Genomic DNA, 13,884 nt, shown 5'->3' with positions numbered 1-13,884 from the left:
GGCTTCGCCGTTGGCTGGATATCCGGATACCCCGAAAACGAAAACGCCCCAGCGCAGGGCCAGGGCGTTCTCGTGCGTCAGGTCAGGCAGGCATCAGAACTCCTGCCAGTCTCCGTCGGCCAGTTCGGTGGCCATCGGGCGACCGCCCGCCGTGCGCCGGGCCGGCGGTGCGACCGGGGCCGGGGCTGCCGGTGTGGCGGCACGCGCAGCCGGGGCGACGGCGCGCGGCGGGGCAACCACCGCCTCGGCTTCGTCCACCACGAAGATCGACACGGCCTCGCTGAGGTGGCCGGCCTGTTCTTCCATCGCACGCGCGGCGGCGGTGGCTTCTTCCACCAGCGCAGCGTTCTGCTGGGTGGTTTCGTCCATCTGCACCACGGTCTGGTTGACCTGCTCGATGCCGGCGCTCTGTTCCTGCGAAGCGGCGGAGATCTCGGCCATGATGTCGGTCACGCGCTGCACCGAGGCAACGATCTCGCCCATGGTCGCGCCCGCCTTGTGCACCAGCGCCGAGCCGTCATTGACCTTGCCGACCGAATCGTCGATCAGGCCCTTGATCTCCTTGGCAGCGGCCGCCGAGCGCTGGGCGAGGGTGCGCACTTCGCTGGCAACCACGGCAAAGCCGCGGCCCTGTTCACCGGCACGGGCGGCTTCCACCGCGGCGTTCAGCGCCAGGATGTTGGTCTGGAAGGCGATGCCGTCGATGACCGAGATGATCTCGGCGATCTTCTTCGACGAGGCCTGGATGGCCGACATGGTGGTAACCACCTGGCCGACCACCTCGCCGCCCTGCGAGGCGACACCGTGCGCGCCGATGGCGAGCTGGTTGGCCTGGCGGGCGTGCTCGGCGTTCTGGCGCACGGTGGAGGTCAGTTCCTCCATCGACGCAGCGGTCTCTTCCAGGTTGGCAGCCTGCTGCTCGGTGCGGCGCGACAGGTCGCTGTTGCCGGAGGCGATTTCGCCGGCGGCCGAGCTGATCGCACGGCTGGACTGCTTGATGCGGGTGACGATCTCGCTGAGCTGCGCGGCGGTGGCGTTGGCATCGTCACGCATGCGGGCGAACACGCCCTGGTAATCGCCGTGCATGCGCACGGTCAGGTCACCCTGCGACAGCGCGGCGAGCAGGCCGGAAATCTGTTCGATGCTGCCGGCGTTGGCGTCGAGCAGGCCGTTGATCTGCTGGGCCAGCTGCAGGAAGAAGCCTTCCTTGTCGCTGGCATCGATGCGGCCGGACAGGTCGCCGGCGGCGGCCTGGGCGATCACGCGGGCCACTTCGGCCTCGACCTGCGCTTCCTGGGTGCGGTCGCGCCATTCCACCACGTAGCCGACGGTGTCACCGCCTTCGTTGCGGATGGTCGACACCACCTGCGCGAACTGGGCATCGCCATACTGCATCGGGCGGCGCGCCACGCCATGCGCCTTCAGGTTGCCGAGCAGGGTCTGGTCCATCTCGCCACGGTGCTCGAGCACGGTGACCGGCTTGCCGATCAGCGAGGCCTGGGCGTCGAAGTCGGGCAGGTCGCGGCGCACGTCATCCTGGTACTGGCTCAGGGTCTGCTGCAGGGCGCGGTTGGTGTAGACGATGGTGTTGCTGGTGTCGGTCAGGTACACGCCGGTGGAGCTGTAGTCCAGCGCGGTGCGGATGCGCAGGTTCTCGCGGGCGATGGCCTGGTCGGTCTCGATGCGTTCACGCAGGTCGCGCTGCATGCGCTGCATGGACTGCATCAGTTCGCCCACTTCGTCCTGGCGGCTGACATCGATGTGGCCATCGAGCTTGCCACCGGCCACGTCGTTGGCCACCGAGACGGCGCCACGCACGCTGCCGACCAGGGCACGGGCGAACAACCAGACCAGCACCAGGCCGAGCGCGGCGCCGCCCAGCAGGGCGATCACGGTCAGCACGGCCGAGGCGGAATAGGTGGTGGCCGCTTCATCGCGCGAGGCGCGGGCGAGGCGGTTGTCTTCGGCGATCAGCGCTTCCAGCGCGGAGGCAGCCTTGCGGTGCTTGGTGCGGGTTTCGCCGACGAAGGTGTCGATGGCATCGTCCGGCAGGTCCAGTTCCAGCATCTCGGTGACGCTGTCATAGGAGGCCAGGGCGTCCTTCCATTCCTTGGCGAAGGTGTCGAACAGCTTCTTCTGCTGCGCGTTGTCGACCAGCTTCGGATAGTCCTTGATCGAGGTGTCCATGCTGGTGCGCAGGTCGGTGGCCTGCTTGCGGGCGTCGGACTTGACGTCGTCGCTGGCGCGGATCAGCTGCTGGTAGGCGGCATTGCGGTATTCACCCAGCATGCCGCGCATCTCGCCGGCCATGCGGATGCTTTCCATGCGTGAACCGGCCAGTTCGGTGGTGACGTTGTTCAGCGAATGCAGGCCACGATAGGCGACGATGCCCTGCAGCAGCATCACCAGCAGGATGACGCCGAAGGTCAGCATCAGCTTCGGCATCAGTTTCAGGTTGTTGATCCACGGCATGGGCGTTGCGAGCTCCTAAGGCAGACGCGTCCGGGCATCGGGCCCGGTTGCAGCAGAAACCACGCCGGCACCAGGTCCGGCGTGGCTCGACGGACAGCGGATTACTTGATGTTGGCCAGCTTCAGGCCCGACGGCGAGCTGACTTCGATTTCCGCGCGCGAAGCGTCGCGCTGGATCTTGCCGATCACGCAGACGGTCTTGCCTTCCAGGGTTTCCAGCGGGAAGGAGAACTTGCCGCGGTTTTCGCCGGCGATGCGCGCCGAGAAGGTATGGCGCGGGAAGGCGCCGCCCATGTACAGGAAGGTCGGCTGGCCTTCGGAACCTTCTGCGTAGCGGGCCTTTTCAACCTTGCCGCAGACCATGCCGTCCTTGCCGACCGAACGCGGTGCCATTTCCGGCGGGATCATGTCGGCCGACTGGGCGAAAGCGGAGGCGGCGGTGGTGGCCAGGACAGCAGCCGAGACGAACGCAAGCAGGGACTTCATCGAGGGGTATCTCCGGGGATGGTAACGGTCGGGCCGGTCCTGCGCGCTCCTGCGCGGCCGGCTTCTGTCCCCCTATCGGCACGGCCGCAGGGAACTGAAGGGTTTTGTGACCAGAACGTGAAGCAGTTCCGTTTGCTCAGGCGGCGACGTCTTCCGCGGCGCTGGGCTGGCCCATGTCGGCGCTGTCGAGCAGGGTCTCGATGTCCAGCAGGATCAGCATGCGGTCGTCATGGGTGCCGATGCCGGAAATGAAGCGGGTATCGACCGCGGCGCCGAACTCCGGGGTCGGACGGATCTGCTCGGCCGACAGCGGGATCACGTCGGAGACGCTGTCCACGACGATGCCGACCACGCGGTCTTCCACGTTCAGCACGATCATCACGGTGAAGGCGTCGTAGCGCGCATCGTCCAGGCGCAGCTTCAGGCGCAGGTCGATGACCGGCACGATGGTGCCGCGCAGGTTGATCACGCCCTTGATGTAGTCCGGTGCGTCCGGCACACGGGTCACCGCATCGTAGCCGCGGATTTCCTGCACCTTGAGGATATCCACGCCGTAGTGCTCGGCACCGAGGGTGAAGCTGAGGAATTCGCCACCGGCGCTGGCGGTGGAGCTGGTCTTGTCGTTCATCGAGGGGTCCTGGTTCTGCCGGAAGTCCCGGTGTCAGGCTCGATATCGGCCCCGTGGGAGGGGACTTTAGCTGCCGGGGAAGCATCCACGCATGGCGTGGATCCGGTAGTGCCGGCCGCTGGCCGGCATACCCGTTGGACGGGCCTCAGAGCTCGCCGTTGCGGCGTGCCTTGCGCTGGCGGTCGATGCGGAAGATGTAGCGCTGGATGGCGCTGTCCGCGCCGCGTGGCAGGCTGTCAAAGCGCATGCCCACGCGTTTGACCTCGATGCCATTGGGCTGGCGCTGTGGCAACAGGTTGCAGACCACCAGCTCGATGTCCAGATCCGGACCGTCAGGCAGCGAAAGCCGGGCCGGGTAACGCTTCTGCAGGCCGAACACCGCGCAGTCATTGGGCACGACCACCGCCAGACCGCCGCCACTGATGTCCACCACGCGCATCGACAGGGCTTCGGCGCGGGCCTCGCCAGGCGGCAGCAGCAGCTGCGGCGAGTCGGTCACCGGGGTCTCCAGCCGGTACAGCTCGCGGCGTTGCAGGTGCACCAGTTCGTCCGGCAGCGGGGCACGGAAGGCGACGTGGCCATCGTTGTCCACACGCTGCAGCTGGTGCAGGCGGAACCGGACCAGCACGCGTTCCAGCTGGGCGAAGCACAACAGGTGGTCGGACTGTTCGGCCGCGCGGTTGGACGCTTCCTGCGGGCTGCCATCGAGCAGCAGAACGTCCTCATCCTCGTCCAGATCGAGCAATGCGGTAGGAAACGAGCGGTCGCGGCCGTCAATATGCGCGTTGATCAGCGAACGCTGGTCGATCAGCGAGCGCAGCAGCTGGCGCAGCTGACGCGGATTGCGAACCAGGAATCGTTCGTCAGCGGCGTCGGCCGCAAGGACTTCATGCACTGCAGTGTCGTTGCCGTCGGACATGGAATCTAGGGTCAAGGGCGGGCGCCAGCACGCGTTGGCGCGAGGCTCGATGGGGATATCGGCCTCTGCCTCGGATTATGAAGTGAGGAGTGCATCACTTTCCATGCAGAAGGGGTCAGAGCCCTTTCCCGCGGGAAAGGGTTCTGACCCCCGAGTGCCCACCACGCCCCGTGTGGGGTCAGAACTCCTGCCAGTCGCCCTCGGCCGCCAGTGCCGGTGCCGCTGATGCGCGCAGCGGGCGTGCCGGTGCTGCCTTGGTGGCGGGCAGGGCGGCGGCCACCTGGCGCGGCTGCGGTGCGGTGGCCAGTCGTGCCGGTGCCGCGGTGACGCCCTGCGATGCCAGCCGGAAGCGTGCCACGGCTTCACCCAGCTGCACGGCCTGGTCTTCCATCGCGCGCGCCGCAGCGGTGGCTTCCTCCACCAGCGCAGCGTTCTGCTGGGTGGTTTCGTCCATCTGCACCACGGTCTGGTTGACCTGCTCGATGCCGGCGCTCTGTTCCTGCGAAGCGGCGGAGATCTCGGCCATGATGTCGGTCACGCGCTGCACCGAGGCAACGATCTCGCCCATGGTGCTGCCGGCCTGATGGACCAGGCTGGAGCCCTCGGCGACCTTGCCGACCGAATCGTCGATCAGGCCCTTGATCTCCTTGGCAGCGGCGGCCGAGCGCTGGGCGAGGGTGCGCACTTCGCTGGCAACCACGGCAAAGCCACGGCCCTGTTCACCGGCACGGGCAGCTTCCACGGCGGCGTTCAGCGCCAGGATGTTGGTCTGGAAGGCAATGCCGTCGATGACGCTGATGATCTCGGCGATCTTCTTCGAAGAGGCTTCAATGGCCGACATGGTGGTGACCACCTGGCCGACCACATCGCCACCCTGCGAGGCAACGCCATGGGCGCCAATGGCGAGCTGGTTGGCCTGGCGGGCGTGTTCGGCGTTCTGGCGCACGGTGGAGGTCAGTTCCTCCATCGACGCAGCGGTCTCTTCCAGGTTGGCGGCCTGCTGCTCGGTGCGGCGCGACAGGTCGCTGTTGCCGGAGGCGATTTCGCCGGCGGCCAGGGTGATGCTGGAGGCGCTGGCCTGGATCTGGCCGACGATCTGGGTCAGCTGCGCGACGGTGGTGTTGGCATCGTCACGCATGCGCGCGAACACGCCGTTGAACTGGCCTTCCATGCGCGCGGTCAGGTCGCCTGCGGCAATGGACTGCAGCAACTGCGAGAGCTGGCCGAGGTTGCCGTCGGCCACCTGCATCATGGTGTTGAGATGCTCGATCATCAGCCTGAAATCATGCTGGAAGCGCTGGGCGTCACCGCGCTGGCTGAAGTCGCCTGCGGCCGCTGCTGCGGCCAGCTGCTGGATCTGGGTGTTGATCGCCAGCAGGCTGGCCTTGGCCGCATCCATCGATTCATGCAGGATGGCGCGGCTGCCCGGCAGGCGGCGTGCATCCGGGGCGAGATTGCCGATGGCGTACTGGTTGAGCACGTCGATGGCATCGCGGATCGCATCGAGGTGTTCGAAGATCACGGTGTTGATGCCGGCGGCCAGCTGGCCATAGACGCCCGGGAAGTCTTCCGGAATGCGGTGGCCGATGTCCGGGCCGGCATGCATCTGCGCCATCAGCTGGGTCTGCTCGGAGAAGCGCCGCAGCGTGGCGGTCATTTCGGCGGTGGCGGCCAGCATCTTGCCGGCTTCGTCCTTGCTGGTGGCCTGGGTGCTGACGCTCAGGTCGCCGCGGGCGACCGCCTGGATGGCATGCACGGCCTTGCCCAGCGGACCGGTGACGGCACGCGAGATGACCGTGGCCAATGCGGCGGCCACCAGCGAAAGCAGCACGATGCAGCCGATGATGGCGATCATGCTGTTGCGATGGGTGGCGTTGGCGTCGGCGATCTTGCCGTCCATCTGCCCGGCGATGTGCGTGCCCAGTGCCTTCATCGCAGCGAACAGGTCGCGGCGCGCCGGGCGTGACTGCTCGTCAGAGATCTGCTGCGCCAGGGCGCCGTCACCGGCGGTCACGGCCTCGCGCATCGCCTTGTTGGCGGCGAAGTAGCGATCCAGTTGCGCGCTGGCGGCACGATACAGTTCACGCTCCTTGTCCAGCGCCGGCAGCGCCGCGTAGGCCGCCAGTTCGTCATGCACGGCCTTGGCGGTGTCGTCCATGCGCTTGTTGTAGTCGGCCACCTTTTCCGGCTGGTCGAGCATGCTCAGCTGGGCCAGTTCGTAGGTGCGGAACTCGCCCAGCTGCGAGCGCGCCTCGCCCAGGTGCTGGACCGACGGAATATCGTTGCCGGCCATCTCGCCGAGCTGCTTGTTGGCTTCACTCAGGCGCAGCAGGGCGAAGGCGCCGAGGACGAGGGTCATCAGCGTGGTGAGCGTGAACCCCACGGCCAGCTTGCGGGCGATGGGCAGATCTTGGAACCACTTCATGCAGGGTGCTCCAGGTGGGCAGGGTGCCGGCGGCGGTGCGCCGGCTGGGGGGGTGCATCGCGAACGGTGGTGCCGGTGGGGGTTCGGTGACGGCCGTCATTGCGGAATAACGGCGCGGTTTGAGCGGACTTTATGGACGCAGGTCACATTCGGTTGCGTAGGGGTGACGGCGCGAAAGTGCGGCAGTGGCGGGGCTTTCGCTTGAATGATGTGGTTGCGCGCGAAACCAACGCGGCGACGGAGTTCACGGAATGCGCGGCGCCATCAGTCGGGGTCAGTTCCCTTTCCTGCGGAAAGGGTGCTGACCCCATCGCCGCCGCCATCGCCGGAGCGCGCGCAAACAAAAACCGCCGCCCCGAAAGGGCGGCGGTTCTGCACAGCCTGCAGGCAGGATCAGGCGGCCTGCGGCATCCGCAGCGAGCGCACCAGGCCGCCGATGTCGACGATCAGGGCGACGCGGCCATCGCCGAGGATGGTGGCACCCGAGACGCCGCCAATGCGGCGGTAGTTGTTCTCGATGTTCTTCACCACCACCTGCTGCTGGCCGACCAGTTCGTCCACTTCCAGCGCGATCTTCTGGCCATCGCCTTCGACCACCACCACCAGCGATTCGCTGTTGGCGTGGCGGCTGCCATAGCCGTAGTACTCGGTCAGCGACAGGATCGGCAGGTACTCGCCGCGTACACGCAGCACGCGGCCTTCGCCGGCCATGCTGCGGATGTCTTCGGGCTGCGGTTGCAGCGCCTCCAGCACATAGGCCAACGGCAGGATCAGGGTTTCGCCAGCCACGGCCACGGTCATGCCATCGAGGATGGCCAGGGTCAGTGGCAGGCGGATCAGCGTGCGGGTGCCAGCGCCGAGGCTGCTTTCGATCTGCACCTCGCCGCCCAGCGCCTGGATGTTGCGGCGGACCACGTCCATGCCGACGCCGCGCCCGGACAGATCGGTGACCGCATCGGCGGTGGAGAAGCCGGGTTGGAAGATCAGGTCCCAGACCTGCGAATCGGTGGGGTTGTCCGGTACCGCCAGGCCGCGTTCATGCGCCTTGGCCAGGATCTTGCTGCGATCCAGGCCGCGGCCGTCGTCGCTGACCTCGATCACGATGTGGCCGCCCTGATGCGACGCGGCCAGAGTGATGGTGCCGGTTTCGTCTTTGCCCGCGCCGCGGCGCACGTCCGGCATTTCCAGGCCGTGGTCGATCGAATTGCGCACCAGGTGCACCAGCGGATCGGCAATCTTCTCGATCAGGCCCTTGTCCAGCTCGGTGCCTTCGCCGACGGTGCGCAGGCGCACCTGCTTGCCGAGGCGGCTGGACAGATCGCGGACCAGGCGCGGGAAGCGCCGGAACACGGCGTCAACCGGCAGCATGCGCACGCCGATGACCGCTTCCTGCAGATCGCGGGTATTGCGCTCGAGCTGGTCCAGGCCGGCGAACAGGCTCTCGGCGTGGACCGGATCCAGGGCATGCGAGACCTGCTTGAGCATGGCCTGGGTGATGACCAGTTCGCCGACCAGGTTGATCAGCGCATCGACCTTGTCGACGCTTACACGGATCGAGGTCTCCGCTTCCTGGCTGGCGCCGGCGGGGGCGGCCGGAGCGGCGGCGGAGGCGGTGGAAGGGGCAATCTGTGTTGCTGCCGGGGCCTGGGTGGCCAGGCTTGGCGGCGCGGCCGGACGGATGTCCAGTTCGCAGTCGTCCAGCACCCAGGCAAAGGTGTCTTCGATCTTGCTGCGCGGCACCTTTCCGACCAGACCCAGGTCCCAGGCCAGGTGCGCTTCAAGCGGGTCGAGCTGGGCGAAGCCCGGCAGGCGCTCCATGCGCGCGGCCACCTGCAGCGAACCGAGGTGTTCCAGTTCGCGGATGATGCGCAGCGGGTCGTTGCCGCTCATGAACAGCGAAGGTGCCGGGGTGAAGCCGATCTGCCAGGCTTCCGGCGTGTCGTCGACCTTGGCCGCTGCCGGCGCGGGGGCGCTTGCCGCGGCCTGACCGGACAGCACCGCTTCCAGGCGTGCCTTCACCGCAGCCACTGCGGCAGGGTCGGCGGCCTGGCCATGCTCTGCTTCGCGCAGCAGGGCGCGCAGCACGTCCACCGAGGACAGCATGGCGTCGACGGCGTGGCCTTCCAGCGCACGCTTGCCGGCGCGCAGCTCATCGAGCAGCGTTTCCAGTACGTGGGTCAGGCTGGCGATGGCGTCGAAGCCGAAGGTGCCGGCGCCGCCCTTGATCGAGTGGGCGGCGCGGAACACCGAATTGATGATCTCCGCGTCCTGCTGCCCCGATTCCAGGGCCAGCAGGCCAGCCTCCATCGCGTCGAGGCCTTCGCGGCTCTCCTCGAAGAAGGTGGCGTGGAAGCGTTGCAGGTCCATGCTCATGGCAGTGGTGGTCCGGAAGCGAAGAGGGGAAGCGGCGGCGGGCGATCAGCCCAGCACTTTCTGCACGGTGGCGACCAGCTGTTCGGGATTGAACGGCTTGACCAGCCAGCCGGTGGCACCGGCGGCCTTGCCTTCGGACTTCTTGTCGGCGGCCGATTCGGTGGTCAGCATCAGCAGCGGGGTGAACTTGTAGTCCGGCAGCTGGCGCAGTTCGCGGATCAGCGCGATGCCGTCCATGTTGGGCATGTTGACGTCGGTGACCACCGCGTTGAAGCGTTGGCCCTTGGCGCGACCGAGCGCGACCGCGCCGTCTTCGGCTTCTTCGACGGCAAAACCGGCCGAGGTGAGGGCGAAGGAAACCATCTGGCGCATCGACGCCGAATCGTCCACCACCAAGATACGTGCGCTCATGCAGCGTTCTCCACAGATTTCAGGTTGTCATGGGGTACGTCCAGGCCCAGGGCCTGGGTGACGCCCAGCAGGCGCGCGGCGTCACGGAAGGTTGCAGTGCAACCGTGGAAGCCGGTGCCCAGGCCTGCCTCGCGGCGGGCCTGCACGAATGCACACAGCACCTGCACCGCGGCTGTGTGGATGCGGGCGACCTGGCTGGCATCCAGGGTCAGCTCGCCTGCCTGCGCCACCAGCGGGGCGAGGCGGTTCTTGAGCTCGGTGCTGCTCTCGATGCCGAGATCCCCACCCAGTTCGACAGTGCTCATGGTTGCTCCGGACAAACGGTTCCGTGATCCATAACGGCACCCCGGCAGGGTTCTTTAGAGGAATCGACGCGGAGCGTCGATGCGGCTGATGGTGGGCAGATCGCAGGGGCGTTTGCGACTTAACCCCCTCCGTCCCCTTTTTGGGGCTCAGCTCAGCAGCCGGGTGGCGTCGAGCAGGATCATCGGCCGCTGGCTGACGCGTGCCACGCCGCGGAACAGGTCGTTGGAGATCTGGCAGATGCGCGCGGTATCCGGCGGTTCGATCTGCGAATCGGTGAGGTTGGCGACGTCTTCCACCGCCGACACGCGCAGGCCGATGGTCTCGCCGTCTTCTTCCAGCACCACGATCCGGGTCTGCGCGTCGTCTTCGGCGGCGGCGGCACCAAGGTGCAGGCCGAGGTCCATCACCGGTACCACCTGGCCGCGCAGGTTCATGATGCCGAGCATCGCCGGTGCGGTGCCACGCAGGGGCAGCAAGGGCACCGGCAACACCACTTCCTGCACCTTCAGCAGTTCCAGTGCGTAGGCCTGGGTGCCGCAGCGCAGGCGCAGCCAGCGCGAGGTGCGTTCGGCGGCACGGCGGTTCTGCGGATGCGGGCTGCTGGCGGGCTGGTGGGCCTGGGCCTGCAACTCCTGCCAGCTGCCCGGGCGGTTGCCGCTGGGGGTGTCCAGTGCCACGCGCGGGGGCGGGGCGACGGCGGCGCGTGCGGACGGTGCAGCTGCGGGGCGGGGAGTGGGCGCCGGCGCCGGCGCGGCGATCACTGCGGGTGGGGGCGGGGCGACGTCCTCGCCACCGGCGGCAGCCTCGAAGGCGGCCTGCAGGCCGGGGCTGTCGGTGTGGGCAAGACGATGACTGTCGGCCGCATCGGTCTCGTAGATCACTTCGTCGGGCAGGTCATCCCAGGTAGGCTCGGGGCCGGTCGTTGCGGCGGCTGCGGGTGCTGGCGCGGTTTCGTGGATGACTTCGTCGGGCAGGTCATCCCAGGTGGGCTCGCGTTCCGGAGAGGCGGCGCTTGGCGGGGAAGGCGGGGCCCCCGCCGGTGCAGCGGCAGCCTCGAAAGCGGCCTCCAGCAGGGCGTCGTCCGCGCTCGGGCCCGCAACGACAGCGTCCGTTTCGTAGATCACTTCGGCCGGCAGATCGTCCCAGGTCGGCTCGCGTTCCGGTGCCGCCGCGTCCGCCGGGCGTGGCCCGGCGCTACCGGGAGGTGGCACGGCAGCCGGCGCCGCAACAATCGCTTCGCCCAGCAGTTCGTCCAGATAGTCGTCCAGTACGCCGGTGCTGTTCATGCCGCCTGCTCCAGCGCGCGCGCGTCCTCACCCAGAATCCAGTTCAGTGCACGCCGGTAGGCCGCCAGACCGCGCCCCGGATAGTCCTCACCGATGCTCGGCAGGGTCAGGCCGGCGGCATTGCTGATGCGGGTGTCGATCGGAATCGCGTCTTCCCACACGCGTGCGCCGTGGCGATCCTGCATGGTGCGCAGCGATTCGTTGCCGGCGCGCGTGCGGCGGTCGAACAGGGTCGGCAGGATCGAAATCGGCAGCGGGCGGCGGCGCGAACGCTCGACCATCTCACCGGTGCGGACCATGCCATCCAGTCCGTGCAGGGCCAGCGGCTCGGCCTGGGTGGGGATGATCAGGCGGTCGGCCGCGGCCAGCGCATTGATCATCAGCAGGCCGAGGGTCGGCGCGCAGTCCAGCAGGATGTAGTCGTGCTGGCCCTGGTGGCGCGCCAGCGCGTTCTGCAGCGCCAGGCCGAGCCCGGGCTGGTTGGCGCTGCGGCGCTCCAGCGTGGCCAGCGCGGACTGTGCGCAGACGTAGTCCAGGCCGTGGACGTTGCTGGCGTGGCACAGGCCGGAAAGATCGGCCGGCGGCGTGCCAAACAGTTCAAGCACACCGGCCGGCGGCGGATCCACCGGCACCCCGAAGGCGCGGCTGAGCGACGCATGCGGATCGAGGTCGATCAGCAGCACGCGATGGCCGAGTGCGGCCAGGCCGCGGCCGAGGGCGAGGGTGGTGGTGGTCTTGCCGACTCCGCCCTTCTGGTTGGCGACTGCCCAGATGCGCATCGGATTACTCCTTCATTGCCGGGGGAACGGCGGCGCCGACGCGGCTGCCAGCCGGCACCGGTGGCAACGTCACCGGCGCGAGGGGGGAAGTGGGGGCGGTAGCCGGCGTTGCGGCGGCTTGTTCGGGGGTGGCCCTGTCAACGGCACCGGTGGCGGCGTTCAGGCGTTGGCCGAGCGGGTCCACCGAATGGCTGGTGTCGGCCAGGATGATGACCATCACCCGGCGATTGCGGTTGCGGCCCTGCGCGCTGTCGTTCTCCTCGCGCGGGCGGAACTGGCCGTAGCCGACCATCGCCAGCCGCGACGGCTGTACCCCCTGGTCGGCGAACAGGTGCACCACGCTGGCCGCGCGCCCGGCCGACAGTTCCCAGTTGGACGGGAAGGTGGCGGTGGCGATCGGCACGTTGTCGGTGTGGCCTTCCACACGCACGCTGTTGGGTACATCGCGCAGCACGTCGGCCAGGCTGGCCAGGGTCTGCCGGGCGTGCACGTCCAGCGCCGCCGAGCCGGTGGGGAACAGGATGTCGCTGTTGATCTCCACTTCGATCCACAGCTCGGTACGGCGCACGCTGATCATGCCGCGGTCGATCAACGGTGCCAGCGCGGCGGTGAGGCGGTCGGCGGTGCTGTTGAGCTGGCGCTCGGCGCGTGCGATCTGTTCCTGGTTGTGCACCGACACCGGCATGCGCATCTGCGAGGCCATCGACGGCAGCAGCGTCGGATCATGCGAGGGTGCCGGCGCCGAAGGGCCGATCTTGGTGCCGGACTTGATCACCGACGGGCTGTCCCAGCCGCCACCCTGCACCTGCTTGTTGCCGACCTGCACCGGATTGATGGTGCGCGGCGCACCGCCGAAGGCGTCGGTGAGCGCGTCGGCCATGATCCGGTACTTGCCCTCGTTGACCGAGGAGATCGCGTACATGACCACGAAGAAGGCGAGCAGCAGCGTCATCAGGTCGGCATAGGGGATCGCCCATGCTTCGTGGTTGGCGTGCTCTTCGTGGTGCTTGCGGCGGGCCATGTCAGTGCAGGAAGCCGGAGAGGTTGGTTTCGATGTTGCGCGGGTTCTCGCCCTGGGCGATCGAGATCAGGCCTTCGATGACCATTTCGCGGTCGCGCGTGTTGTGCGAGATCACACTCTTGAGCTTGGCGGCGATCGGCAGGAACAGCAGGTTGGCCGAGGCGATGCCATAGATGGTGGCGGTGAACGCGGCGGCGATGCCATGGCCGAGCTTGCTCGGGTCGGCCAGGTTCTTCATCACTGCGATCAGGCCGAGCACGGCGCCGATGATGCCGAGGGTGGGTGCGTAGATGCCCATCGCCTCGAATACCTTGGCGCCGGCCTGGTCCTGGTGCTCCTGGCTGCCCAGTTCGATTTCCAGCATGTGCCGCATCGATTCGGGCTCCACGCCGTCCACCAGCAGCTGCAGCCCCTTGCGCAGGAACGGGTCCTGCTGTGCTTCCACCTGCGATTCCAGGCCCAGCAGGCCCTGGCGACGGGCGATGTTGCTCCATTCCACGATCTGGCGGATCAGCTCGTGGCGATCGCTGTTCGGCGGGCGCACGACCCAGCGCACGATCTTGAAGGCGTGCTTGAACACGGCCGGCGAGGTGTGCAGCAGGATCGCCGCGACGGTGCCGACGATGACAATCACAAAGGCCGCAGGCGACCACAACGACGCCAGCCCGGCGCCCTTGAGGATGCTGCCACCGACCAGCGAGGCCAGGGCGAGAAAGAGTCCAATGAGGCTGAGTCTATCCATGGATCCGGTATCGGCTTGTGTGAATGGGACTTGAGAC

11 protein-coding genes and 1 pseudogene are annotated in these 13,884 nt (G+C 67.7%); all 12 read right to left on the bottom strand.

The genetic code is table 11. From position 1 onward, the window contains the following. Window positions 1-257 precede the first annotated feature (257 nt). Window positions 258-2,472, bottom strand: a pseudogene (locus LZ605_RS05965) (methyl-accepting chemotaxis protein); the annotation flags it as partial. Between the two features lie 101 nt (window positions 2,473-2,573). Then, a complete protein-coding gene (locus LZ605_RS05960; protein WP_107233273.1) occupies window positions 2,574-2,957 on the bottom strand; it encodes a hypothetical protein in 384 nt (127 codons plus the stop codon). Between the two features lie 136 nt (window positions 2,958-3,093). Next, window positions 3,094-3,585 carry a chemotaxis protein CheW gene (locus LZ605_RS05955; protein WP_249844093.1) on the bottom strand — a complete coding sequence of 164 codons (492 nt, stop codon included), beginning with the start codon at window positions 3,583-3,585 and terminating at the stop codon, window positions 3,094-3,096. 145 nt (window positions 3,586-3,730) lie between these two features. Next, the gene (locus LZ605_RS05950) at window positions 3,731-4,504 is read right to left on the bottom strand and encodes a flagellar brake protein (RefSeq protein WP_249844998.1); all 774 of its coding nucleotides are present in this window, start codon (window positions 4,502-4,504) and stop codon (window positions 3,731-3,733) included. Window positions 4,505-4,682: 178 nt separating this feature from the next. Beyond that, on the bottom strand, window positions 4,683-6,929 hold the full coding sequence (locus LZ605_RS05945; protein WP_249844092.1) for a methyl-accepting chemotaxis protein: 2,247 nt from the start codon (window positions 6,927-6,929) through the stop codon (window positions 4,683-4,685). Between the two features lie 393 nt (window positions 6,930-7,322). Further along, a complete protein-coding gene (locus tag LZ605_RS05940) occupies window positions 7,323-9,302 on the bottom strand; it encodes a chemotaxis protein CheA (RefSeq protein WP_249844091.1) in 1,980 nt (659 codons plus the stop codon). 45 nt (window positions 9,303-9,347) lie between these two features. Continuing rightward, the gene (locus tag LZ605_RS05935; protein ID WP_005409521.1) at window positions 9,348-9,713 is read right to left on the bottom strand and encodes a response regulator; all 366 of its coding nucleotides are present in this window, start codon (window positions 9,711-9,713) and stop codon (window positions 9,348-9,350) included. Next, complete coding sequence (locus LZ605_RS05930; protein WP_249844090.1) at window positions 9,710-10,018, bottom strand: STAS domain-containing protein; 309 nt, start codon at window positions 10,016-10,018, stop codon at window positions 9,710-9,712. The genes LZ605_RS05935 and LZ605_RS05930 overlap by 4 nt, the downstream gene beginning before the upstream one ends. 147 nt (window positions 10,019-10,165) lie before the next feature. Then, window positions 10,166-11,305 carry a chemotaxis protein CheW gene (locus tag LZ605_RS05925; RefSeq protein ID WP_249844089.1) on the bottom strand — a complete coding sequence of 380 codons (1,140 nt, stop codon included), beginning with the start codon at window positions 11,303-11,305 and terminating at the stop codon, window positions 10,166-10,168. Continuing rightward, on the bottom strand, window positions 11,302-12,084 hold the full coding sequence (locus tag LZ605_RS05920) for a ParA family protein (protein WP_249844088.1): 783 nt from the start codon (window positions 12,082-12,084) through the stop codon (window positions 11,302-11,304). The genes LZ605_RS05925 and LZ605_RS05920 overlap by 4 nt, the downstream gene beginning before the upstream one ends. 4 nt (window positions 12,085-12,088) lie before the next feature. Then, window positions 12,089-13,105 carry a flagellar motor protein MotD gene (gene motD / locus LZ605_RS05915; RefSeq protein WP_249844087.1) on the bottom strand — a complete coding sequence of 339 codons (1,017 nt, stop codon included), beginning with the start codon at window positions 13,103-13,105 and terminating at the stop codon, window positions 12,089-12,091. 1 nt (window position 13,106) lies between these two features. Further along, complete coding sequence (locus tag LZ605_RS05910; protein WP_107230438.1) at window positions 13,107-13,847, bottom strand: flagellar motor protein; 741 nt, start codon at window positions 13,845-13,847, stop codon at window positions 13,107-13,109. Window positions 13,848-13,884 lie beyond the last annotated feature (37 nt).

The organism is Stenotrophomonas maltophilia (genome assembly GCF_023518235.1).
GTDB lineage: Bacteria > Pseudomonadota > Gammaproteobacteria > Xanthomonadales > Xanthomonadaceae > Stenotrophomonas.
The sequence above is the reverse complement of the archived record's forward strand: the minus strand, read 5'-3'. Positions and strand labels throughout refer to the sequence as shown.